This window comes from Kribbella sp. NBC_00482 (genome assembly GCF_036013725.1).
GTDB lineage: Bacteria > Actinomycetota > Actinomycetes > Propionibacteriales > Kribbellaceae > Kribbella.
The window spans coordinates 2,366,167-2,386,861 of the sequence record NZ_CP107881.1 but is presented as its reverse complement, the minus strand read 5'-3'; the positions used below and the strand labels follow the sequence as shown (position 1 = coordinate 2,386,861).

19 protein-coding genes are annotated in these 20,695 nt (G+C 68.2%); 11 read left to right on the top strand and 8 right to left on the bottom strand.

All coding sequences use genetic code 11. The features are described from left to right. The first annotated feature begins 16 nt into the window (after positions 1–16). Positions 17–1,795 carry a S9 family peptidase gene (locus OHB24_RS12005; RefSeq protein WP_327639058.1) on the top strand — a complete coding sequence of 593 codons (1,779 nt, stop codon included), beginning with the start codon at positions 17–19 and terminating at the stop codon, positions 1,793–1,795. Here the strand turns inward: OHB24_RS12005 and OHB24_RS12000 are convergent. From OHB24_RS12000 to OHB24_RS11985, 4 genes are all read right to left on the bottom strand, one after another. After that, on the bottom strand, positions 1,767–2,678 hold the full coding sequence (locus OHB24_RS12000) for a S66 peptidase family protein (RefSeq protein WP_327639057.1): 912 nt from the start codon (positions 2,676–2,678) through the stop codon (positions 1,767–1,769). The genes OHB24_RS12005 and OHB24_RS12000 overlap by 29 nt on opposite strands. A 10-nt stretch (positions 2,679–2,688) precedes the next feature. Continuing rightward, positions 2,689–6,024 (bottom strand): phosphodiester glycosidase family protein, encoded by a 3,336-nt coding sequence (locus tag OHB24_RS11995; RefSeq protein ID WP_327639056.1) that lies wholly within the window; start codon positions 6,022–6,024, stop codon positions 2,689–2,691. A gap of 135 nt (positions 6,025–6,159) precedes the next feature. Next, positions 6,160–6,483 carry a rhodanese-like domain-containing protein gene (locus OHB24_RS11990; RefSeq protein ID WP_131284789.1) on the bottom strand — a complete coding sequence of 108 codons (324 nt, stop codon included), beginning with the start codon at positions 6,481–6,483 and terminating at the stop codon, positions 6,160–6,162. A gap of 113 nt (positions 6,484–6,596) precedes the next feature. Next, positions 6,597–7,454 carry a DNA-formamidopyrimidine glycosylase family protein gene (locus OHB24_RS11985; protein WP_327639055.1) on the bottom strand — a complete coding sequence of 286 codons (858 nt, stop codon included), beginning with the start codon at positions 7,452–7,454 and terminating at the stop codon, positions 6,597–6,599. Positions 7,455–7,557: 103 nt separating this feature from the next. Here OHB24_RS11985 and OHB24_RS11980 point away from each other — a divergent pair, with 103 nt between their 5' ends. Beyond that, on the top strand, positions 7,558–7,698 hold the full coding sequence (locus tag OHB24_RS11980) for a hypothetical protein (RefSeq protein WP_327639054.1): 141 nt from the start codon (positions 7,558–7,560) through the stop codon (positions 7,696–7,698). On the opposite strand, the gene OHB24_RS11975 is transcribed toward OHB24_RS11980, so the two are convergent. Continuing rightward, entirely contained in the window at positions 7,692–8,516 is an 825-nt protein-coding gene (locus OHB24_RS11975; protein WP_327639053.1) for a class I SAM-dependent methyltransferase, read from the bottom strand. The genes OHB24_RS11980 and OHB24_RS11975 overlap by 7 nt on opposite strands. A gap of 84 nt (positions 8,517–8,600) precedes the next feature. On the opposite strand from OHB24_RS11975, the gene OHB24_RS11970 reads away from it, so the two are divergent. Further along, complete coding sequence (locus OHB24_RS11970) at positions 8,601–9,770, top strand: DUF418 domain-containing protein (RefSeq protein ID WP_327639052.1); 1,170 nt, start codon at positions 8,601–8,603, stop codon at positions 9,768–9,770. Here the strand turns inward: OHB24_RS11970 and OHB24_RS11965 are convergent. Then, on the bottom strand, positions 9,758–10,021 hold the full coding sequence (locus tag OHB24_RS11965; protein ID WP_327639051.1) for a hypothetical protein: 264 nt from the start codon (positions 10,019–10,021) through the stop codon (positions 9,758–9,760). The two genes, OHB24_RS11970 and OHB24_RS11965, sit on opposite strands and share 13 nt — an antisense overlap. 82 nt (positions 10,022–10,103) lie before the next feature. Between OHB24_RS11965 and OHB24_RS11960 the strand changes: the two genes are divergently transcribed. The 6 genes from OHB24_RS11960 (at position 10,104) to OHB24_RS11935 (ending at position 15,303) form a co-directional block, all read left to right on the top strand. Next, positions 10,104–11,057: a GlxA family transcriptional regulator gene (locus tag OHB24_RS11960; RefSeq protein ID WP_327639050.1), complete on the top strand. Its 954-nt coding sequence runs from the start codon at positions 10,104–10,106 to the stop codon at positions 11,055–11,057. Next, the gene (locus tag OHB24_RS11955; protein WP_327639049.1) at positions 11,054–11,485 is read left to right on the top strand and encodes a GNAT family N-acetyltransferase; all 432 of its coding nucleotides are present in this window, start codon (positions 11,054–11,056) and stop codon (positions 11,483–11,485) included. Before OHB24_RS11960 ends, OHB24_RS11955 begins: the two co-directional genes overlap by 4 nt. Positions 11,486–11,589: 104 nt before the next feature. Then, positions 11,590–12,660 carry an acyltransferase family protein gene (locus tag OHB24_RS11950; RefSeq protein WP_327639048.1) on the top strand — a complete coding sequence of 357 codons (1,071 nt, stop codon included), beginning with the start codon at positions 11,590–11,592 and terminating at the stop codon, positions 12,658–12,660. Positions 12,661–12,717: 57 nt separating this feature from the next. Then, positions 12,718–13,413, top strand: coding sequence for a PadR family transcriptional regulator (locus OHB24_RS11945; RefSeq protein WP_327639046.1), 696 nt, complete (start codon positions 12,718–12,720; stop codon positions 13,411–13,413). A gap of 145 nt (positions 13,414–13,558) precedes the next feature. Then, positions 13,559–14,539 (top strand): ATP-binding cassette domain-containing protein, encoded by a 981-nt coding sequence (locus OHB24_RS11940; RefSeq protein WP_327639045.1) that lies wholly within the window; start codon positions 13,559–13,561, stop codon positions 14,537–14,539. After that, on the top strand, positions 14,536–15,303 hold the full coding sequence (locus tag OHB24_RS11935; protein ID WP_327639044.1) for an ABC transporter permease: 768 nt from the start codon (positions 14,536–14,538) through the stop codon (positions 15,301–15,303). The genes OHB24_RS11940 and OHB24_RS11935 overlap by 4 nt, the downstream gene beginning before the upstream one ends. On the opposite strand, the gene OHB24_RS11930 is transcribed toward OHB24_RS11935, so the two are convergent. Continuing rightward, positions 15,295–16,389 (bottom strand): adenosine deaminase, encoded by a 1,095-nt coding sequence (locus OHB24_RS11930; protein WP_327639043.1) that lies wholly within the window; start codon positions 16,387–16,389, stop codon positions 15,295–15,297. The two genes, OHB24_RS11935 and OHB24_RS11930, sit on opposite strands and share 9 nt — an antisense overlap. Before the next feature lie 453 nt (positions 16,390–16,842). Here OHB24_RS11930 and OHB24_RS11925 point away from each other — a divergent pair, with 453 nt between their 5' ends. Together OHB24_RS11925 and OHB24_RS11920 are read left to right on the top strand one after the other, a co-directional pair. Beyond that, complete coding sequence (locus OHB24_RS11925) at positions 16,843–18,444, top strand: ABC transporter ATP-binding protein (RefSeq protein ID WP_327639042.1); 1,602 nt, start codon at positions 16,843–16,845, stop codon at positions 18,442–18,444. Continuing rightward, the gene (locus OHB24_RS11920; protein WP_327639041.1) at positions 18,431–20,218 is read left to right on the top strand and encodes an ABC transporter ATP-binding protein; all 1,788 of its coding nucleotides are present in this window, start codon (positions 18,431–18,433) and stop codon (positions 20,216–20,218) included. The genes OHB24_RS11925 and OHB24_RS11920 overlap by 14 nt, the downstream gene beginning before the upstream one ends. Here the strand turns inward: OHB24_RS11920 and OHB24_RS11915 are convergent. Beyond that, a complete protein-coding gene (locus OHB24_RS11915; protein WP_327639040.1) occupies positions 20,215–20,682 on the bottom strand; it encodes a nitroreductase family deazaflavin-dependent oxidoreductase in 468 nt (155 codons plus the stop codon). The two genes, OHB24_RS11920 and OHB24_RS11915, sit on opposite strands and share 4 nt — an antisense overlap. Positions 20,683–20,695: the final 13 nt, after the last annotated feature.

Here is a 20,695-nt window from a genome sequence, read left to right as displayed (position 1 = left end):
GTGTGAGGATGAAGGCGTGCTGCTGACGACGCTCTTCTCTCTGCCCACCACCATGGCCCTGGACGTCGACGACGAGGGCCGCATGCTGGTCCTGTACGACGGCACAGGCACCCGTCAGGTCAACGAGGTCGACCCGGACGGGACCTGGCGCGCACTCACTGATCTCGACGACACCTGCCGCGGCGCCCGGTTCGTTCCGGGCAGCAACCGCGTGGTCGTCGAGCACGACACCGGCGGCGACGAGCGCGGTCAGCTCTCGCTGCTCGACCTCGACGAACCCGGTCTGCCCGCACTGACCCCGCTGATCCACGACGCCGAGTACATCCACCACCTGGTCACGGCCCGGGCCGGCAGCGTTCTCTACACGACGAACCGCCGCAACGGCGTCGACTTCGACCTGGTCACCCACGACCTGGCCACCGGCCGCGAGACCGTTCTGTACGACGGCGGCGGCTGGGTGATGGGCGTCGACCCGTCGCCGGACGACAAGTGGGTCGTGCTCTCGAAGGCGAGCAGCCCTGCGAACTCGATGCAGCTGCTCCTGCTCGACACGTCGAGCCGCTCAGTCACCGAGCTCACCGCGGAGGAAGCCCACAACGACCAGGGTCCGGTCGCCTGGCTGCCCGACTCGTCCGCGTTCCTGGTGTCGAGCAACGCCGACCGCGACCGGATGGCAATCCGCCGGTACGACGTCAGCTCTGCAGCGTGGAGCGAGTTGCTGGCGGACGACGCCCGCGACCTCGCCGGGTGGCCCTCACCGGACGGCGAGCACCTCTTGGTCGGCGTACTGGAGGACGGGGAGGTGGCGCTGGCGCTGCACCGGCTGGAAGACGGGTCGGCGATCGCTGAGCTCGACCTGCCTGCCGGTGGTTGCGCGGGCCTGTTGTACGCCACGCCGGATCCGATCTGGTCGCCGGACGGCTCGTTCGCGGCGATCACCTACAACTCTCCGGTCATCCCGCCGACCGTGTACCGGTTCGTGCCGGGCGGTGAGCTGACGGCGATCCGCTCGGTGGAGGTTCCGGCCGAGCTCGAGCATCCGGAGAGCCTGCGCGTTCCGTCGTTCGACGGCGAGCAGGTGCCGGTGTTCGTGTTCCGGCCGACCGGTCAGAGCCTGGGGTCCACAGTCGTCCACGTCCACGGCGGTCCAGAAGGCGCCGCGATGCGGATCTGGAGCCCGATCATCTCGGCGCTGGCCGCTGAGGGCCACACAGTCGTCGTACCGAACGTCCGCGGCTCGGCGGGCTACGGCAAGCGGTGGTACTCGCTGGACGACCGCCAGCTGCGGATGGACTCGGTGAAGGATCTGGCCGCGATCAACGCGTGGCTGCCGACGATCGACGGCGACCCGAAGCGCGCCGCGCTCTGGGGCGGTTCGTACGGCGGGTACATGGTGCTGGCCGGTGTCGCGTTCCAGCCGGACCTGTGGGCGGCCGGCGTGGACATCGTCGGAATCGCTTCGCTGGTGACGTTCCTGGAGAACACCTCGGACTACCGGCGGTCGACGCGGGAGCGCGAATACGGGTACCTGGCGACGGACCGGGAGTTTCTGGAGTCGGCAAGTCCGCTCAGCCGCGTCGACGACATCCGGGCGCCGCTGTTCGTCATCCACGGCGCCAACGACCCACGGGTCCCGTTGTCCGAGGCAGAGCAGATCACTGACGCTCTGACGAAGCGCGGCGTACCGTGCCAGCTCCTGGTGTACCCGGACGAGGGCCACGGTCTGGCCAAGCTCACGAACCGCCTGGACGCGTACCCGCAGGCGTTCAGCTTCCTGCGAGACCACTTGGGATAAGGGACCCGGCGGTCGCGTCGAGCCGTACCGGCAACCCCAGCGGTACGGCGAGGTTCAGCGCCTCATGTCCGATCGCCGCACCCTCCACCGTCGGTACGTCGAGTGGCTCGAGCCGCTCGCGGATGGTGTCGTCGAGCCCTTCGCCGCCCTTGCTGAAGTCACCGATGACCAGACCGGTCACCTGCTCGAACCACCCGGCCCGCAGCAGCTGAGTGAGCAGCCGGTCCGCCTGGTACGCCTCCTCGTTGACCTCTTCGAGTACGACGACACCCACCGGCGGCGCGTACGTCGGCGTACCGATGCTTGCCGCCAGCAACGCCAGGTTGCCGCCACGCAGCAGCCCCTCGGCGACGCCGTCCACCACAGTGCGTGCCCCGGCCTGTGCCAGCAGGTCAGTTACGGTCTCCGGCTCGAACAGGAGCGCCCGCAGCCGCTCACGCCCCGCATCCGTGTCCAGCTGCTCCACAGCAGCAGCCATCGGCCCGTGGACAGTCACGAGACCACGTGCGTTCAGCGGCTCGTGCAGCGCGGTGATGTCACTGAACCCGACGAACCACTTCGGTACGGCGACCAGCTCGTCGACGTCGACGTACTCGAGCAGCCGCTGCACGCCGTACCCGCCACGTGCGCAGAACACCGCGGCGTACCGCGGGTCCAGCCAGGCGTTCCGCAGGTCCTCGGCACGTGCTTTGTCGTCGGCCGCCAGGTACTTGAACCGCTCGTGCCCGGCCAGCACCGACGGCATCACGTCCACCTCGAGTCCCCAGGACCTGAGGTGGACGACTCCGGCGTCGAGCCGCGAAGCGTCCACCGGCCCCGACGGCGCCACCACAGCAACCCGGTCCCCGCTCCGCAGCCGCTGCGGCACCACCACGTCAGTCACCCCGCCGACGCTACCAACCGACCTGCAGCGTCGTGCTCTTGGAGACCCCGTTCACCGTTACGCCCAGCTGGGCTGTGCCAGGGCGTAGTGCGGTCAGTACGCCGGTGGACGGGTCGTAGGAGGCGACTGCCCAGAACGGTGCGGTCTTTGCGGGGCCGATGTACAGCGTGGACGAGCCCCACCAGTCAGCCGACACCGGGAACGCCACTGGGATCCGCCGGTTCTCCTGCACGACGGTCGCGGCCGCCGTGCCGGTCTGGCCGCGGCGCAGGGAAGCCGGCGCGGCCAGTTCGAGGGAGTCGACGTGCGGGCGGAGTTCCACCTGGAACCACGGTTGCGTCGACGGGCGCGCCGCGATCCCGACCAGTGCCCACCCGGTGAAGCCGCCGGCGTCCGGTGCGGCCGCGGGGCTCTTGCCGGAGTTGCCGGTCAGTGGGAGCAGTACGCCGTCGGTACGGGTCGCCGCGAAGGTGCCCGCGTGCGCCGCCATGTAGGCCGCGCCCTTGCCGGTCGTGGCGCGGAAGTCGGCCAGCCACTTCACGATCATCGCGGCCTCCTTGCGGTCACCGAGCTGCGAGTTCTGCGTCGGCGACGGGTCGTCGATCGGGTGGTGCGCCATCACCACGACGTTCTTGATCGCCTTGTTCGTCGCCGCGTCGGCGAGCTGCTGGCGCAGATCGAGGATCTGGTCGAACCCTCCGGCCCGCAGCGATCCGAGTGACGAGTCCCGCAGTACGAACCGGGTACCCAGGTGGTCGAACGTGCTGGTCGCGTTGCCGAAGACCTTCTTCCACTCGGACAGGTCGCCCGGTCCGTAGGTCTCGTGGTTGCCCGGCACGTAGTGCACCGGCACCTTGCCGGCCACCTCCTCGTCGATGATCTGCTTGGCCAGCGCGATGTCCGGACCGAACGCGCGGTCCACGAAGTCGCCGTTGATCACCAGGAACTCGGGCTTCTGCGCGAGCGCCTCGCGGATCGTCCGGCGGGCCTGCTTCACGTAGTCCGAGTTCGGGACGTCGGAGGTGAACTGCGCGTCCGACATCACCGCGAACCGCCAGCGGCCGCTCGTCGTCACGGTCCCGTCGGTCATGACCATCGGGTCGATCACCTTGGCCGGCGGGTCCATCGTCACCGGCGGCGCGCTGCGGAGGGTCAGGTCGTCGACGACGATCCGGCCCGAGTACTGCCGGGTCGGCGAGGTCTCGACGACGTAGATCCGCCAGAAGCGCAGCGGCATCGTCAGCCCGGGCGGGATGTCCGCCTCGACGTACTTCCACCCGGTCCAGTCGATCGTCGGCGCCAGGTTGAGCGTCTGCGCCGTACCACCGGCCGCGTCGTACGCGTTGGCGCGCAGCCACGCACCCTTGCCGTCGCCGTACACCCACGCGCCGAGCTTCTGCGGCTGCCCCGGCAGCGTCTGCTGCGGCGTCTGCGAGAGGTACGCCGCTCGCGTGGCGGTGCTGCCCGTCAGCGAGTAGTCGAGCGCGATCGCCTGCCCGCCGTCATGCCCTTCCGCAGCGGACCGCGTCGCCGTCGCGGCACCGGCCGGTACGGCGTTCGCCGCCCACTTGGTGACGTCGTCGAGCTCGTCGACCACCGTGCTGGTCAGGCCGGCCGTGATGCTGAGCTGCGTGCTGAGCGTGCCGACGGTCGCGGTCACCACGGCCGACGCGGCCTCGCTGCTCACCGCGGTGACCTCGAAACCATTGCCCTTCGCAACGAGCTTCACCAGCGCCGGGTCGTAGCTGAGCTTGACATCGCGCGGCTCGATCCAGGTGGAGAACCCGTCGGCGTCGTACCCGTCGACCTCGAAGAAGCCCTTGGCTGCGGTGTCGGCGAGCGACACCTGCCGGGTCGAGGGCGCCAGGCGGGTCGGCGTACCGAGCACTGTCATCGGGAACCTTCCGTTCGCCGCGCCACGGGTCGCGGTGACGATCGCGTCGCCGGCGCGGCGGCCGGTGACCACACCGTGCTGGTCGACGCGGACGTTGCTGCCGGCGTACCAGAACGGTGTGCCGGTCGCGGGCGCGTACGTCTCGTCGTGGCCCGTGGCGCTGAGGACTCGGCTGAGTCCGGTGAGGACGCGGGAGCTGCGGGAGAGGTCGGTGTCGGGGCTCTCCTCGGACGTGCCGACGGCCTCGACGCGGAAGCCCTTGAGCTTGCCGGAGCCCTTGACCGGGACCAGGCCGAGTCCGTTCGGGATCAGCCGCTCGCCGCCGTCGGACGGGTCGTTGACGACCTCCGGCGCGGCCTTGCCCGGGGTCCGGGCGAGCATCGTCGAGGAGCCGCCGCCGTCCAGGTTGAGCGCGTCGTCAGCCCCGAGGCTGATCATCAGCTGGCCCATTTCCTTCAGCGACAGGCCCCGTGAGCCGGTGGCCCGGCCGTCGACGGTGAGCAGGATCATCCGGCTGCCGTCGGCGTCGAAGCCGATCGCGGTACGAGGTGCGAGGTCGGCGTCCGGCACCGTGTCCGGCACCTTGCCGTCCTTCGCGAGCTGATAGTTGCCGCTGATCCCGACCGCGACGTCGGCCGCGTCCGGGCGCAGCCCGTACTCGACGCCGACCTTGTCGCCCACTTCGAACGCGGTGAGCGCGTCGGCGCCGGCCTCGCGGCCGATCAGCGCCTGCTCGTTCGCTGCCAACGGGGTGGTGGCCGGAGTGGCGGCCGAGGAGACGACCACACCGTCGCGAAGGATCACCTCGCGCACGGTCGGCAGGCCGTCCACGGTCCGAGTCCGGGCCGCATCGCCCCACTCCGGGGTGTAGAGGCCGATCCCGCCGGCGTTGACGGTCGGCGAGTTGAGGTTGGTCAGCTCGAGCTTCGTGGCGTCGTCGTCGGTCGCCGTACCTTGCAGGAAGAGCTGGGCGATCTTGCCGAGGCCGTCCTTGCCGATCACCGCGGTGTCGTTGTGGCCGGCGGCGGGCGCGTTGAGCAGCTTGCCGCTCTGCTCGACGCCGACGCCCAACGGCGCGGTGGTGTCGTTGATGTCGAAGAAGTCACCGTTCACGCCGGCGATCGCGCCCTTGCGGGCGAGCTGCTGACTGAGCGGCTGGCCCCCGGACACCTTGCCGCCGTTGTTGACCAGGTCGACCGTCACACCGTGCTTGTCCAGGTCGGTGTCGAGGATGTCGCCGCGCTGCCAGCCCTTCGCGTCCAGGCGCTCGAACGACGTGTAGTTCACCCCCGGCGCGACCGGGCTGTCGTCGCGTGACGTCAGTACGCCGGTCTCCGCGATCGCGGCATCCGGGATGCCAGTGGTCGTTCGGCCCACAGCTGGGCTGACCAGGACGCCGGCCAACAGGCCACCTACGCCGATCGCTGTGGTCAAGGGACGGATGAGCGACACAGGAGCCTCCCCACGGTGGACGGACGCGGTCATCCGACGCCGCGCGCGCTACCGCCTCATGAGCCGCAGGTGTACGCCGATCGACCGACCGGTGACAAAGTAACGCCTGCGGTCACCGTGTGGAAGGTTTTCTTCTCAGTTCGTGGCCACCGGGCGGCCGGAGGTCTGCCAGGCGTGCATGCCGCCGTCGAGGTTGATCGCCTCGCGGCCGAGCTGGTTCAGGAACTGGGTGGCCATGCCGGAACGGCCGCCGACCGCGCACACGCAGAGCACCTTCTGGTCCAGCGGCACCTCGCCGACCCGCTCCTGCAGCTCGCCGAGCGGGATGTGCGTGGCGCCCTCGATGTGCCCACGGTCCCACTCGTCCGGCTCCCGCACGTCGAGCACGAACGCCTCAGTCAGCAGGTCGTCGTCGAGCTCAGCCACCACGACCGAGGGAATCTCCTGGTTCCGGAACATGCCCCAAGCATGTCAGACCCGCGGGGGCCACCCGGTGACCGGATCCGGAACCGGGCTCGTGGCCGAGCACGGTCATCGAGCCGCGGACGATCATCAGCGCATGGGCACGGAACCTACTTGAGCAGCTTCGACAACCTCCGGTCGGCCAGCGGTTTGCCGCCGGTCTGGCAGGTCGCGCAGTACTGCAGGGAGGAGTCGGCGAAGCTCACCTCGCGGACGATGTCGCCGCAGATCGGGCACTTCTGGCCCTTGCGGCCGTGCACCCGCAGACCGGACTTCTTCTCCGACTTCAGGTCCTGTACGGCGAGGCCGGCGGAGCGGTCGACCGCGTCCTTGAGGGTCTCGCGCATTGCGTCGTACAGGGTCTTGAGCTCGTCGTCGGACAGGTTCGACGCTGGTTTGAAGGGGCTCATCTTCGCTACGTGCAGGATCTCGTCGGAGTACGCGTTGCCGATGCCGGCGATCACGGACTGGCTCCGCAGGACACCCTTGAGCTGGACCCGGCCCTGGCGTTTCAGGATGTCGCCGAAGTCCTCGAGCGACAGCGTGAACGGGTCCGGTCCGAGGCGCGCGATCCCCGGGACCTCGGAGACGTCGCGCACGACGTACACCGCGAGTTTCTTCTGGGTCCCGGCCTCGGTCAGGTCGAACCCGGAGCCGTCGTCCAGGACGGTCCGCAACGCGATCGGTCCCTTGCCCGGGCGCACCAGGCCGGTCGACTGCTCGTCCTTCCACCGCAGCCAGCCCGCCCGGGCCAGGTGGATCACCAGGTGCACGCCCTGCGCGGAGATGTCCAGGAACTTCCCGTGCCGCTGCACGTCGTCGATCAGCAACCCAACCATCGCCGAGATCGGCGGATCGTAGGTCTTCAGCGCACTGATCGCCGTGATGTCGGCCCGCACCAAGGCATGCCCAACCGCCCGCTCCCGCAAAAACACGGCCAGCGACTCAACCTCCGGCAACTCAGGCACCCTCCTAGTGTGCCTGACGCCAGGGACAGTTCCGGTGGATCACCTATGGAGGAGGGTTGTGGGGGGCGGTAGTTTCGGGGGCAACGGAAATTGGGAGGCCCTGATGGGGTTTGTGAAGACGATGCTCAAGGGTGCTGTGGTGGCCAAGCTGGTTCAGGTCGCGCAGCGCGAACTGAGCAAGCCGGAGAACCAGCAGAAGATCAAGCAGGCGGTTCAGAAGGTGCAGCAGCGCAAGGCTCACTGAGTGGGTTTGTGCGCCTGCAGGGTGTAGGTGGCGGCCAGGCGGTGCGGGTTCTCCGTCAGGCGCCACTCCCCTTCGGCGTCCTCGGTCATCAGACCGGGGAGGGCGTTCCACGGTGCGCTGTCGTGGTCGGTGAGTGAGTCGAACACGAGTCCGGCCTTCTGTACGGCGGTGATGGTCTCGCCGAGGCCGTGGTTCCACTCGTGCGTGACCGTGGTGGTGAACTCGGCCTCGGTCTGGACGTAGGTCCCGCCCTCGTCCCACACGATCGGTTCGGCAGTCTCGAAGTACGGAAAGCGCACCTCGGGGACCTCCGGTCCGGCGTCCAGCGCCCACAGCATCGGATGGCCCTCGCGGACGAACAGCCGCCCACCCGGCTTCAGCAGCCCGGCGACGACCTGCGCCCACCTGTCGATGTCCGGCAGCCAGCACAGCGCACCGATCCCGGTGTAGACGAAGTCGTACGCCGACGCGCCCAGCACCCGCACGGCGTCGTACGCATCAGCTACGTGGAAGTCGACCGACAGCCCGAGCCGCGCCGCCAGCGACCGGCCCTGCTCGACGGCCGGCTCCGAGAAGTCCAGCGCACTCATCCGCGCGCCGAGCCGCGCGAGTGACACGGTGTCGGTCCCGATGTGGCACTGCAGGTGTACGCCGCGGAGCCCACTGACGTCGCCGAGACGCGGCTGGTCGAATCGGACCACCTCGCTGAGGTACGACGGGTCGGACAGGAAGTCGTCGACGTGGTAGCTGGGCGATGCCACGTGCGCCGGCACGCGCTCGTCCCAGTTGGCCCGGTTGACCTCGCGGTAGTCGCTCACACGCTTGAGGGTAGAGCTAGCTCTACCTTTGAGGAGGATTCAGCGTGACTGTGCACTCAGGGTTGCCCTGATGTGCTGGAGTGCATGAGCCAGGTACTCGATCGAACGCGTATTCAGGACATCGACGCGCTGCGTGGTTTCGCCCTCCTGGGAATTCTGGTCGTGAACATCACCTTCGCCGCCTCCGGCTTCCCGATCCACCTGGCTCAGAACCCGGTGTACGACTCCTGGCTCGACCACTCGGTCCACTGGCTGTCGTCGGCGTTCGTGGACATGAAGTTCTACCTGCTGTTCTCGTTCCTGTTCGGGTACAGCTTCCAGCTGCAGATGGAGGCAGCTCAGCGAGCCGGAGCAGCGTTCAAACCACGGATGCTGCGGCGGCTCGGCGGCCTGCTCGTGCTCGGTGCACTGCACGGCGTCTTCCTGATCACTGGCGACATCCTGAGCGTCTACGCGATCATCGGTCTGGTCCTGCTCGCCATGCGCCGGGTGAAGGACCGTACGGCGCTCCTGGTCGCAGGAGGCATCTACGTGTACCTCTTCATCACCCTGGCGGTCGCTGCGCTCTTCGTGGACAGCACTCAGTTCATGGACCCCACCACGGCAGTAGCAGCTGCACAGGAGACGACTGCGAACCTGGCGGGGTCGTTCAGCAACGTCATCGGCGAGCACGTTCGCGCGCTCCCGACGTACGGCCTGTCGCTGCTGACAGTGCAAGGCCCGACCACGCTGGCCGCGTTCCTGATCGGCATGGTGGCTGGTCGACGGCGGCTGCTGCAGAGTACGCACGAGGCCGATGCGCTGCTGCGACTCATCCAGCTGGTCGGCTTCGCGATCGGTATCACCGGCGGGCTCGTCTACGCGTCGGGCGGCAACGGCGACACCAGGGCAGTGCTGATGAGCGTGATGACAGCGCCGTTCCTGACTGCGGCGTACGTCGCCTCATTGCTGCGGATCATGCACTCGGACCGCGGGCAGGACATCCGCGAGTTGCTGGCGCCAGCCGGCCAGATGGCCTTGTCCAACTACCTTGGGCAGTCGGTGGCGACCGTGCTGATCTTCACCGGTGTCGGCTTCGGGCTGGCGGGTCAGGTGTCTCCACTGGAGACGGTGGGCCTCGCGGTCGGCATCTTCGTCCTGCAGGTGCTGCTGAGCCATGTCTGGCTCAGCAGCTTCCGCTACGGCCCGGTCGAAGGCGCGCTGCGGGCGGTCACCAACCGGACCGCCCCCAGCTGGCGGCTTCAGGCCGCGTGACGGCCGTGGTGCAGGCGGGCCGTGCGGATGTTGTGCACGGTCCCGGTGGTCGAAGCAGGCTTGTGAGTGAAGGGCTCAGCCGCTGCGCCGAGGGCGAGCAGGTCGAGCTTGGTCCGGGCCACGTCACGATCGTCGGCGATCCAGGCGCCCCGCGGTCCGGCAGCCGGACCGGTCGAGTTGCGCCTGTTGCTGATCTCCAGAGCCGCGATCACGGCCAGTGCGATGACTACGAGAACGATGTATCCGGTCATGGCAGTAATGATGCTATGTATTAGATCCTGCCACTAGTGGCACTATTGACATAGTCCGACAAATTACTGCCATACTGGCGAGATGCTGCAGAAGATCGCCGTCGTCCTCATGGAGGACGTCGCCCTGTTCGAGTTCGGCGTACTGGCCGAGGTCTTCGGAATCGACCGGACCGACGACGGTGTGCCGCCCTTCGACTTCAAGGTGTGCGCGGCCACGCCGGGCGTGCCGATGGAGACGAGCAGCCACTCCCAGGTGATCGCGCCGTACGGGCTGGAGGAGCTCGAGGACGCCGACCTGATCGGCATCCCGGCCACCACCTGGCGGCACGCGTACGACGAGCGGATCCTGGACGCGCTCCGGCAGGCGGAGGCGCGCGGCGCCATCCTGCTCACGGTCTGCTCGGGCGCGTTCGTCCTCGGGGCGGCCGGCTTGCTCGAGGGCAGGGCCTGCACGACGCACTGGCGCTACATCGACAAGTTCCACGACCAGTTCCCGGCCGCCAAGCTCGACCCGGACGTGCTGTTCGTCGACGACGGCAACATCATCACCAGCGCCGGCACCGCGGCCGGGATCGACGCCGCCCTGCACCTGGTACGCCGCGAGCTCGGCAGCGCGGTCGCGACCCGGATCGCCCGCCGGATGGTGGTTCCGCCGCAGCGTGACGGCGGCCAGCGGCAGTACGTCGAAGTACCGGTGCCGGAGTCGTCCGGGGAGAGCCTGCAGCCGGTCCTCGACTGGATGGTCGACAATCTGACCGTCGACCACACCGTGCCCGCGCTGGCCCGGCGCGCGCAGATGTCCGAGCGCACCTTCGCCCGCCGCTTCGTCGCCGAGACCGGTACGACGCCACTCAAGTGGGTCACGACCCAGCGCGTCCTTCGCGCCCGCACGCTGCTCGAACAGACCCGGATGGGTATCGAGCAGATCGCCACCGAATCAGGATTCGGGACGGCCGCGCTGCTGCGGCATCACTTCCGTAGGGTGGTGGGCGTGCCACCACAGGATTACCGCCGAACCTTCCAGACCGCCGGATGATGGTTGCCTACCGCAACGCTTCCGCGACCGACATCGACGCAGTACTGAGGTTCTGGGCGACCGCTGCCGAGGATTCGCACCGCCCGCCGGACTCGGCCGACGCCGTTCGCCGGCTGATCGAGCGTGATCCGGAAGCACTGATCCTCGCCATTGACGACAACACAGACGGCGACGCGGTCGTCGGCTCGATCATCGTCGGCTGGGACGGCTGGCGCTGCCACCTGTACCGCCTCGCGGTCGCGCCGACCCATCGCCGCCAGGGCATCGGCCGCGACCTCGTCGACCGCGCCGAGGCCCGTTTCATGACGTACGGCGGAACCCGCGCCGACGCGATGGTGCTCGACGACAACGCCCTCGCACACGGCGTCTGGTCCACCGCCGGCTACGCGCCGCAGCCCGAGTGGTCCCGCTGGGTCAAGGCGCTCTGACACAGCGCAATGTGAGCTATCCATCACCGTGCGGATTTGCATCGCCACCCCACGCTCTGCCTAAGGTCACAGGGGGGTAACAGCGATGTGTAGATGGAGTGGTTGTGACGACGCCGGACCGCCCCCTGGGCAGGACCGAACGCCGACTGAGCTGGGATGTGGTGCGCGTCCTGGCGGTACTGGCAGTGATTTTCACGCACACGACGTACATGGGCCCGTTCCTGCACCCTGAGCTCGGCGCACCGCTCGGGCCGTACCCGTTCCAGGTCGGCGCCAGCATCCTGCTGGTGATCAGCGCGTACTTCGTCTGCGTGACGGTCCGGAAGGGCTCGACGTACCGCTGGTTGTGGCGGCGGGTGTGTCGCGTGCTCCCGCCGTACCTGATCGCTGTGCTGTTCACCTACCTGGTAGTGGTGTGGTTCGGGCCCAGCAACTGGGTGCTGCCGACGCGGCGCGACCTGTGGAGCAACCTGACGCTGGCCGCCTCGTTCGACCCGGGCGTCCAGCTCATCGACGGCTCGTACTGGACGCTGCCGCTCCAGCTGATGGCGTTCGGCGCCGCGGCACTGCTCTGGCCGCGCGGCCTCGGGCAACGGATCACCACGCTGCTCTGGATCATGATCATCGCGCCGGTCGCACTGCAGTGGCACGACCGCATCGGCCACAGCCCGTTCTGGGTGCAGCAGGCGTGGAACGGTCTCGGACTGCATCGCCTGCAACTGTTCGCGATCGGTATCGCGATCTGGCTCTGGGCGCAGCGACGAATCGGCGTGGTCCATCTCGCCGCCCTGCTCGCGGCCACCGTCTTCGCGCAGCACGCACACACCGCGGACCTGCCCTCGTCGCTGGGCATCGGAGTGTTGCTGGTGTTCGTCGCGCTGGCCGCGCGCGGTCCGGACTGGACGGTGCTCGCCCGGTTCCGGCGGCCGATCCAGTTCCTGGCGCGGATCTCCTTCGGGCTGTACCTGCTCAACCAGGTGGTCGGCTACCTGATCGCGTACCGCCTGATGGAGCTCGGCGCGGGCCGGCTCACCCAGATCGCGGGCGCAGTGATCGGCGTGATCGGGCTCGCCTGGCTGCTGACGAAGTACGTCGAGGAGCCGACGTACCGCGCACTCGCAAGCCTCCGCGTCCGCGGGCTCGGGGCTCGGGCGTTCGCCTGGCTGAATACTTGACATCGGATACTCACGAACTAATACTCGATTTCGAGTAATCGAGATCGAGGAGGCCGGATGGCGCGACGGAAGGTGGCGAATCCGCTCGCGTTCGCGGTGCTCGGGAGTCTGAGCGAGCGGCCGATGCACCCGTACGAGATCTCGACGATGCTCCGGGCGCGCGGCAAGGACCAGAGCATCAAGGTGAACTACGGCTCGCTCTACTCGGTCGTCGCGGCGCTGGAGAAGCACGGCTTCGTCGAGGCGCTGGAGACGGTCCGGGAGGGCAACCGGCCGGAGCGGACCGTCTACCAGATCACCGAGGCCGGGTCTGCCGAGTTCGGCGACTGGCTCGCGGAGCTCGTCGGTACGCCGGCGCGGGAGTTCCACCCGCTGGAGGCCGGACTCGCGTACCTCCCCGGTCTGCAGCCGGACCGCGCTGTCGAGTTGCTCGAGCAGCGGCTCGAGGCGGTCGACACGGAGATCTCGGAGATCACGGCGGCGCACGACCAGATGGCGTCGTTGGAGTTCCCGCGGATCTTCTGGGTCGAGTCGGAGTTCCGGCTGGCGCTGCTGCAGGCGGAGTCGGCGTACGTCCACCGGCTGGCCGAGGAGATTCGCACGGACACGCTGAGCGGCGCCGGGTTCTGGCGTCAGGCCTGGAAGCTCTATCTGGAGGAGGGCATCAGTCCGGCCGAGCAACTGAAAGATCCCGTGAAGTACTTCGGTCAGGAGTTCGCCTGGATGCAGGCGATACCGCCGGAAGCCCAGTAAAGAGACGGCCCTCGACCCGAGGTGCGGCAACACCAGGGGTCCAGGGCCGCAGTTCCTCGAGTCGGTCCGAAGACCTGGCACCCAAGGGCACAACCATCAGGATAGCCAGCTCGGCCCGGCTCCCAATCCCTTAGGGAGTCATGTGATGGCTACGCATGCCGTCGAAGCGGTCGATCTGGTCAAGACGTACCCGGCCGGCCGCAAGAACCCACCGCTCCGCGCGCTCGACGGCCTGACCGTCAGCGTCGGAGAGGGAGTCGTACTCGGCCTCCTCGGGCCGAACGGCGCGGGCAAGTCCACCACCGTCAAGATCCTCACCACACTATCCCGGGCCGACTCCGGCAGCGCCCTGGTCGCTGGGTACGACGTCACTCGCTCACCGGACCAGGTACGACGCTCCATCGGCTACGTACCGCAGAAGTCCAGCTCGGACCCGATGGCGACGGGTCTCGAGAACCTGGTGCTGAGCGGGCGCATCTTCGGCCTGTCCCGCCAGGAGTCCCAGCAGCGTGCTCGTGAGCTGCTGGATCGTTTCGGCCTCGCCGAGCACAGCGACCGCCCGGTGAAGACGTACTCCGGCGGCATGCAGCGCAAGCTGGACGTCGCGCTCGGCCTGGTCCACCGGCCGAAGGTGCTGTTCCTCGACGAGCCCACCACCGGCCTCGACCCCGAGGCCCGCGCCGACCTGTGGACCGAAGTCGTCCGGCTGTCCGGTCAAGAAGGTCTGACCGTTCTGCTGACCACGCATTACCTGGAAGAGGCCGATCGGCTGGCGGGACAGCTCGCGATCGTCGACCACGGCCGGATCGTCGCCGAAGGCACACCTGAGGCGCTGAAGGCCGAGTTGCGCGGCGACTCCGTACATGTCGAGCTGGTCGATCCGGACATCGACGGTGCGGTCCGGGCGCTGCTCGGACAGCTCCCCGGCATCGGGGAGATCGTTGTCGAGGGCAACACTCTGCGCGCACGGGTCGATCGCGGCGCGACCGCCGTACCAGCTGTGCTGGGAGCCCTTGAGGACAAGGCGATTCCGGTGGTTGCGGTCACGGTGTCGCGGCCTTCGCTGGACGACGTGTACCTGCAGCACACCGGTCGCTCGTTCCGCGTGGCCGAGGAGGCGGCATGATCGCGCACACGGGACTCGTCTTCGGGCGGTGGACGCGGGCGTCGTACCGGCAGCCGGCGTTGATCGCGTTCACGTTGGTGCAGCCCGCGATCTGGTTGCTGTTGTTCGGGCAGCTGTTCCAGGGCGTCGTACGGCTGCCTGGTTTCGGTGACTCGTCGTACATCGCGTTCCTGACGCCCGGGATCGTGATGATGACGGCTTTGATGACGAGCGGCTGGAGCGGTACGTCGTTCGTGCAGGACATGGAGCGCGGCGTGATGGACCGGATGCTCGCGTCACCGGTCAGTCGCGGCGGGCTGATGGCGGGACAGTTGCTCAGCAATGCGACGACCACGTTGATCCAGACGATCCTGGTGTTCGCGATCGGGATCGCCGCGGGCGCGCGGTACGACGGCGGGATCCTCGGCTACCTGGTCACGATCGTCGCGTCGATGCTCGTCGGTACCGCGTTCGGGTCGCTCTCGAACGCGGTCGCGCTGCTCACACGTCAGCAGGAGGCCCTGATCGGGATCTCGCAGTTCGTGTCGCTGCCGCTGACGTTCATGTCGTCGATCATGATCGACCCGACGGTCGCACCGCACTGGGTGAACGTCGCGGCCCGCTACAACCCGGTCGACTGGGCCACCATCGCCGCCCGCCAAGCCCTGGCCGCCGACCCGAACTGGTCATCGGTGGGGCGGCACAGCCTGTATCTACTGGCCTTCACCCTGATCGTCGGCTGGCTCTCCACCCGAGCCTTCCGCACCTATCAACGGTCAGTTTGAGGCTGGCCTCCCTCCCTTCCCTTCTGCGGCGGAGTACCAAGGCTTGATTACCGTGTCGATGATCGCGAGACGCTCGTCGAACGGGATGAAGGCGGACTTCATCGCGTTGATCGCGAACCAGCGCAGGTCGGGAAGGCCGTAGCCGAAAGCTTCCGAGATCAGGGCGAGCTCGCGGCTCATCGACGTACCGCTCATCAACCGGTTGTCGGTGTTGACGGTGACCCGGAAACGCAGCTTGGCGAGCAGGCCGATCGGGTGGTTCGCGATCGAGTCGGCCGCGCCGGTCTGCAGGTTGGAGCTCGGGCACATCTCGAGCGGGATCCGCCGGTCCCGCACGTACGCCGCGAGCCGCCCGAGCTCCGCCTTCTCACCTGCCTCGTCGTACGTGATGTCGTCGATGATCCGTACGCCGTGACCGAGCCGGTCCGCGCCGCACCACTGGATCGCCTGCCAGATCGACGGCAACCCGAACGCCTCGCCGGCGTGAATGGTGAAGTGCGCGTTCTCGCGCTGCAGGTACTCGAACGCGTCCAGGTGCCGGGTGGGCGGGTACCCCGCCTCGGCACCGGCGATGTCGAACCCGACCACGCCGGCGTCGCGGTACGCGACCGCCAACTCGGCGATCTCCATCGAACGCGCCTTGTGCCGCATCGCGGTCAGCAACTGCCGCGCCACGATCGGCCGCTCGGCAACCGCCATCCCGTGCTCGAAACCTTCCCGAACCGCATCCACGACCTGGTCGAGCGTGAGCCCCTTGTTCAGGTGCTGCTCCGGCGCGTAGCGAACCTCGGCGTACACCACCCCGTCCGCCGCTAGATCCTGCACGCACTCACTGGCCACCCGCTTGATCGCCTCAGCGGTCTGCATCACCGCAACGGTGTGATCGAACGTCTCCAGATACCGCTCCAACGACCCCGAATCCGCCGACTCCACAAACCAGGCCCCGAGCTCACCCGCATCTGTCCGCGGCAACGCATGCCCGATCTCCCCCGCCAACTCAACCACCGTCCCCGGCCGCAACCCACCATCCAAATGGTCATGCAGAAGCACCTTGGGCGCCGCATTGAGCTGCTCAGGACTAATCATCCCGCCATCTTCGCAGCCACCCCACAAATCCGCCCCCATCTGGCCCCGGCACCCGTGGCTGACCGCGGGGCAGCCGCTTGGTACCACCAAATCACCACGACTGGGCACACTCGGTGGTTACTGGGAACAGGCAATTGCCTATTCCCAGTCACCGGCGGTTGTTTCGAGTGCGCGGGCTACGACTGACCAACCCGTGCGGCTGCGGGGCATCCGGCAAACGTTCAAGACTTGGGGCGGTGGGGGTGTCATCGTGAGGGGATGGTGAGGCGACTGCTTGAGCGGCCTGAGTGGCAGTTCTTTGTTGTGTTGCCGCGGGCTGATCGGGGGTTGGCTGCGGCTTGGTGGGTGCTGTTGGTGGCGCGGGGGGTGTTGCCGGCGGTGTTTGCGGTGGCTATGGGGTGGCTGGTTGGGGCGGTGCAGCGTGGCGAGTCGCTGGGAGCGCCTCTGGGTTTGATGGGTACGACGTTTGTGCTGCTGCAGGTGCTGACGCCGGTGCATCAAGCCGTCAGCGCCAACCTGGGGAGTCGTGTGTCGGCGTACCTGAACGACGCGCTGGCGAAGGCTTGCGTCGGGCCGCCGGGGATCGGGCATCTCGAGGATCCGGAGCTGAATGAGGATCTGACGGTGGCGCGGGAGTTCGACCACGGCCAGACCGGACCGCCGATGTACCTGAACGTCGACTTCGTCGCGGGGAGTCTGGTCGAGCTGGTCGGCGGGATCGCGTCCGCGGTGGTGCTGTTCGGATTCACTTGGTGGGCGCCGCTCGTGCTCGTCGCCGCCTGGGCCGCGACGCATTGGCTGCTTCGGGAGAGCGGCGTCTGGAAGGACCGGAACACCGCCGAGGTCCGGTCGGCGCAGCGGCACGCGAACTACGCGTACGAGTTGGCCGTCGAGCCGGACGCCGCGAAGGAGCTGCGCCTCTTCGGCCTAGCCGACTGGACAGTACGGCGCTTCACCGAGCGACGCCGTCGCCTGTTCGAACTGCAGTACGCCGCAACGCGCCTGCGGGAACGCCCGATGATCTGGAGTCTGCTGATCGTGGTGGTGGCCAACGGTCTCGTCTTCTGGGCGCTCGGGGCTGCGGCCATCGACGGACGGCTGCCGCTCGACCGCCTGGTGGTGTTCGCCCAGGTCGCGATCGGGGTCGGGATGATCGCCTTCGGCGGGCTGAACTGGGCGTTGGACGGAGCAGCCGCCCCGGTCGCCGCCGTACAGCGACTGGAACCCGCGATGGCACCCGCCGGCGCATTGAGCCCTGGGCACCTGTCGGCCGGCCGGGGTCCGGTCGAGATCGAGCTTCGAGGGCTGAGATTCAGTTATCCACAGGCCGATCGGCAGGTCTTCGATGGGCTGGACCTGACCATCCCGGCCGGGTCGTCGCTCGCGGTCGTCGGGCAGAACGGCGCGGGCAAGACCACGCTGGCCAAGCTGCTCTGCCGCCTGTACGACCCCGATTCCGGGACGATCCGCGTCGACGGCAACGACCTGCGGGAGCTCGACGTCGACGCCTGGCGGACGCGCGTCGCCGCCGTCTTCCAGGACTTCCTCAAGCTCGAGCTGTCGTTGCGGGACAACGTCGCACCGGCAGGCGCACCCGAGGCTGACATTCGCGCGGCATTGGTCGACGCCGGCGCCGACGACCTGGCGGATCTCGACACACGGTTGGCAACGGGGTACGGCGACGGCACCGACCTCTCGGGTGGACAGTGGCAACGCGTCGCGCTCGCGCGGGCACTGTGCGCGGTCCGGCAGGGCGCGGGTCTCGTACTGCTCGACGAACCGACCGCCCAGCTGGATGTTCGCGGTGAGGCGGCGATCTTCGACCGGATCCTGACCGCGACCCGCGACGTCACCACGATCCTCATCTCGCACCGGTTCTCCACAGTCCGGCACGCCGACCGGATCTGCGTGCTGGAACACGGCCGGGTCGTCGAGCTCGGCAGTCACGAGGAGCTGATGGCTCTCGGCGGACGGTACCGGACGATGTTCGACCTGCAGGCGCAGCGCTTCACGGCCGAGGTCGACGAGGAAGGGCTCAGCTATGACACGCTCTGACGACCTGCCGCACGCATTGCCGGCGATGTGGCGCCTGTGCAAGCTCGGGTACCAGCATGAGCCCTGGCTGCTCGTCGCCGCGTTCCTGATGACACTGCTGGCGGCGATACCGGACGCGTTGCTCGCGCTGTGGCTGAAGATCCTCGCCGACGGCGTGCTGGACGGCGATCGGCGGACCGCACTGCTGGCGGCAGGCGGTTTGGCGTTGTCGGTGACGGCGACCTGGGTCCTGCGCACGTTGTCGACGCGGATCTCACGCCGGTTCCGGGACCGCGTGACGATCATGCTGGAGGCGCATGTCGCCCGGCTGCAGGCGTCGGTCGCCACGATCGAGCACCACGAACGCCGTGACTACCTGGACCGGCTGTCCGTACTGCGCAAACAGGTCTTCGTGCTCGACCACATGTACATGTCGCTGTTCTCCACCTGCGGTTGGATCCTCCGTCTCGGAGTGACGGTCGCCCTGCTGATGTCGATCCATCCGGCTCTCGCCTTCCTGCTGCTGTTCGCGCTTCCGACGGTCGTCAGCTCCAGTTGGCGACCGGGCGTCGAGCGTGAGGTAGAGGAGCAGCAGGCCCGACACAGCCGACTGGCCGATCACCTCTTCAAGACCGCGACCACACCTGCGCCTGGCAAGGAGGTCCGGGTCATCGGCATCGGGCCCGACCTCGTCGCGGGGCGTCGCCGCGAGTGGGAGCAGTGGTACGGGCCGATCGCCGCCGCCCGCTGGATCAGCGCGGTGTGGCACGGGATCGCGTGGGCGATCTTCGGTGCGGCCTACGTCGGCGCGGTGCTGTTCGTCGCGTCGGGACTGCATGGTTCGGTCGGTGACGTGTTGCTGATCCTGGCGGCCGGTGCGCGGCTGTCGGCGTACATCGGAGCGACGGTCGGCGAGATCGGGTTCCTGCGGGGGATCTGGCTGGACGGGTCGCGGCGGCTGGTGTGGCTCGAGGGCTACGCGGCCTCGTTCGACAGCACAGCGGATCAGCCTGCGCCCGAACGGCTCGTCGACGGCATCCGGCTGGAGCACGTGACGTTCTCGTACGCCGGAGCTTCGCGGCCCGCGCTGGAGAACGTCGATCTCTCGCTGCCGGCAGGCAAGGTGATCGCGGTCGTCGGCGAGAACGGCGCGGGCAAGTCCACGTTAGTGAAGCTGATCTGCAAGCTGTACGAGCCGAGTAGCGGGCGGGTGCTGCTGGATGATCGACCGCTGGACCGGATCCCGGCCGAGGCGTGGCGCTCGAAGATCGCGGGTGCGTTCCAGGACTTCTTCCGGTTCGAGTTCCGCGCGGCGCACAGCGTCGGACTCGGCGACCTGCCGCGACTGGACGACGTACCGGCTGTCACCACTGCTGTCGGACGGGCCGGTGCGGAAGACGTTCTCGAGCGGCTCGAGTCGGGATTGGACACCCAGCTCGGGTCGACCTGGCCGGACGGGGCGGAGATCAGCTTCGGGCAGTGGCAGAAGCTCGCGCTGGCCCGCGGGTTCATGCGGGACCGGCCGCTGCTGCTGGTGCTCGACGAGCCGACCGCTGCCTTGGACGCCGAGACCGAGCACGCACTCTTCGAGCGGTACGCAGCGGCGGCGAAGGACAGTTCTGACGGACGGATCACGATCCTGGTCTCACATCGGTTCTCGACGGTGCGGATGGCCGACCTGATCGTCGTACTGGACGGCGCTCACGTCGTCGAGACCGGGACACACGAGGAACTGATTGGACTCGACGGTCACTACGCGGACCTGTACCGGATCCAGGCGGCCGCCTACCACTAGCTGATCTTGAAGACCGGTACGCCGGGGGCGACGTGGTGGAGGACCTCGTCGGGAGAGTTCTTCGAAACGTCGCCGCCGAAGAAGGCGCCGACCTCCCAGGCCCACTTCTTCAGGTAGAGGCGGAGCGCGGGGAGCTTGTCGGTGTCGGCGAGCTCCTCGGCGCGGAACGTCTCGATCTTCCCGCCGAGCTGCAGCCGGCCCTCGCCACTCGCACGGAGGTTCTTCACCCACTGGGTGTGGCCGCGCGGCGCGACCAGGTAGCGCTGACCGTCGACGACCAGCAGGTTCACCGGCGTACTGCGCCATTCGCCGGACTTGCGCCCCTGGACCGAGAGCACCCGGCTGCCCATCAGGCTGAGACCGAGCTTCGTCAGCCGCGCGACGATCTTGTTGAAGACCCGCATGCTGCCCTCGTTGGCGGTGATCACGCGCTTGCTGTCGTAGGTCTGCTTGTACTCGGTCACGGTGGTTCCTCAC

What these genes read in the sequence shown, in the direction of transcription:
- OHB24_RS11990 (WP_131284789.1), bottom strand. Translation starts at nt 6,483, where the DNA reads ATGTTCCGGAACCAGGAGATTCCCTCGGTCGTGGTGGCTGAGCTCGAC.
- OHB24_RS11980 (WP_327639054.1), top strand. Translation starts at nt 7,558, where the DNA reads ATGGGGTTTGTGAAGACGATGCTCAAGGGTGCTGTGGTGGCCAAGCTG.
- OHB24_RS11970 (WP_327639052.1), top strand. Translation starts at nt 8,601, where the DNA reads ATGAGCCAGGTACTCGATCGAACGCGTATTCAGGACATCGACGCGCTG.
- OHB24_RS11965 (WP_327639051.1), bottom strand. Translation starts at nt 10,021, where the DNA reads ATGACCGGATACATCGTTCTCGTAGTCATCGCACTGGCCGTGATCGCG.
- OHB24_RS11960 (WP_327639050.1), top strand. Translation starts at nt 10,104, where the DNA reads ATGCTGCAGAAGATCGCCGTCGTCCTCATGGAGGACGTCGCCCTGTTC.
- OHB24_RS11955 (WP_327639049.1), top strand. Translation starts at nt 11,054, where the DNA reads ATGATGGTTGCCTACCGCAACGCTTCCGCGACCGACATCGACGCAGTA.
- OHB24_RS11945 (WP_327639046.1), top strand. Translation starts at nt 12,718, where the DNA reads ATGGCGCGACGGAAGGTGGCGAATCCGCTCGCGTTCGCGGTGCTCGGG.
- OHB24_RS11940 (WP_327639045.1), top strand. Translation starts at nt 13,559, where the DNA reads ATGGCTACGCATGCCGTCGAAGCGGTCGATCTGGTCAAGACGTACCCG.
- OHB24_RS11935 (WP_327639044.1), top strand. Translation starts at nt 14,536, where the DNA reads ATGATCGCGCACACGGGACTCGTCTTCGGGCGGTGGACGCGGGCGTCG.
- OHB24_RS11930 (WP_327639043.1), bottom strand. Translation starts at nt 16,389, where the DNA reads ATGATTAGTCCTGAGCAGCTCAATGCGGCGCCCAAGGTGCTTCTGCAT.
- OHB24_RS11925 (WP_327639042.1), top strand. Translation starts at nt 16,843, where the DNA reads ATGGGTACGACGTTTGTGCTGCTGCAGGTGCTGACGCCGGTGCATCAA.
- OHB24_RS11920 (WP_327639041.1), top strand. Translation starts at nt 18,431, where the DNA reads ATGACACGCTCTGACGACCTGCCGCACGCATTGCCGGCGATGTGGCGC.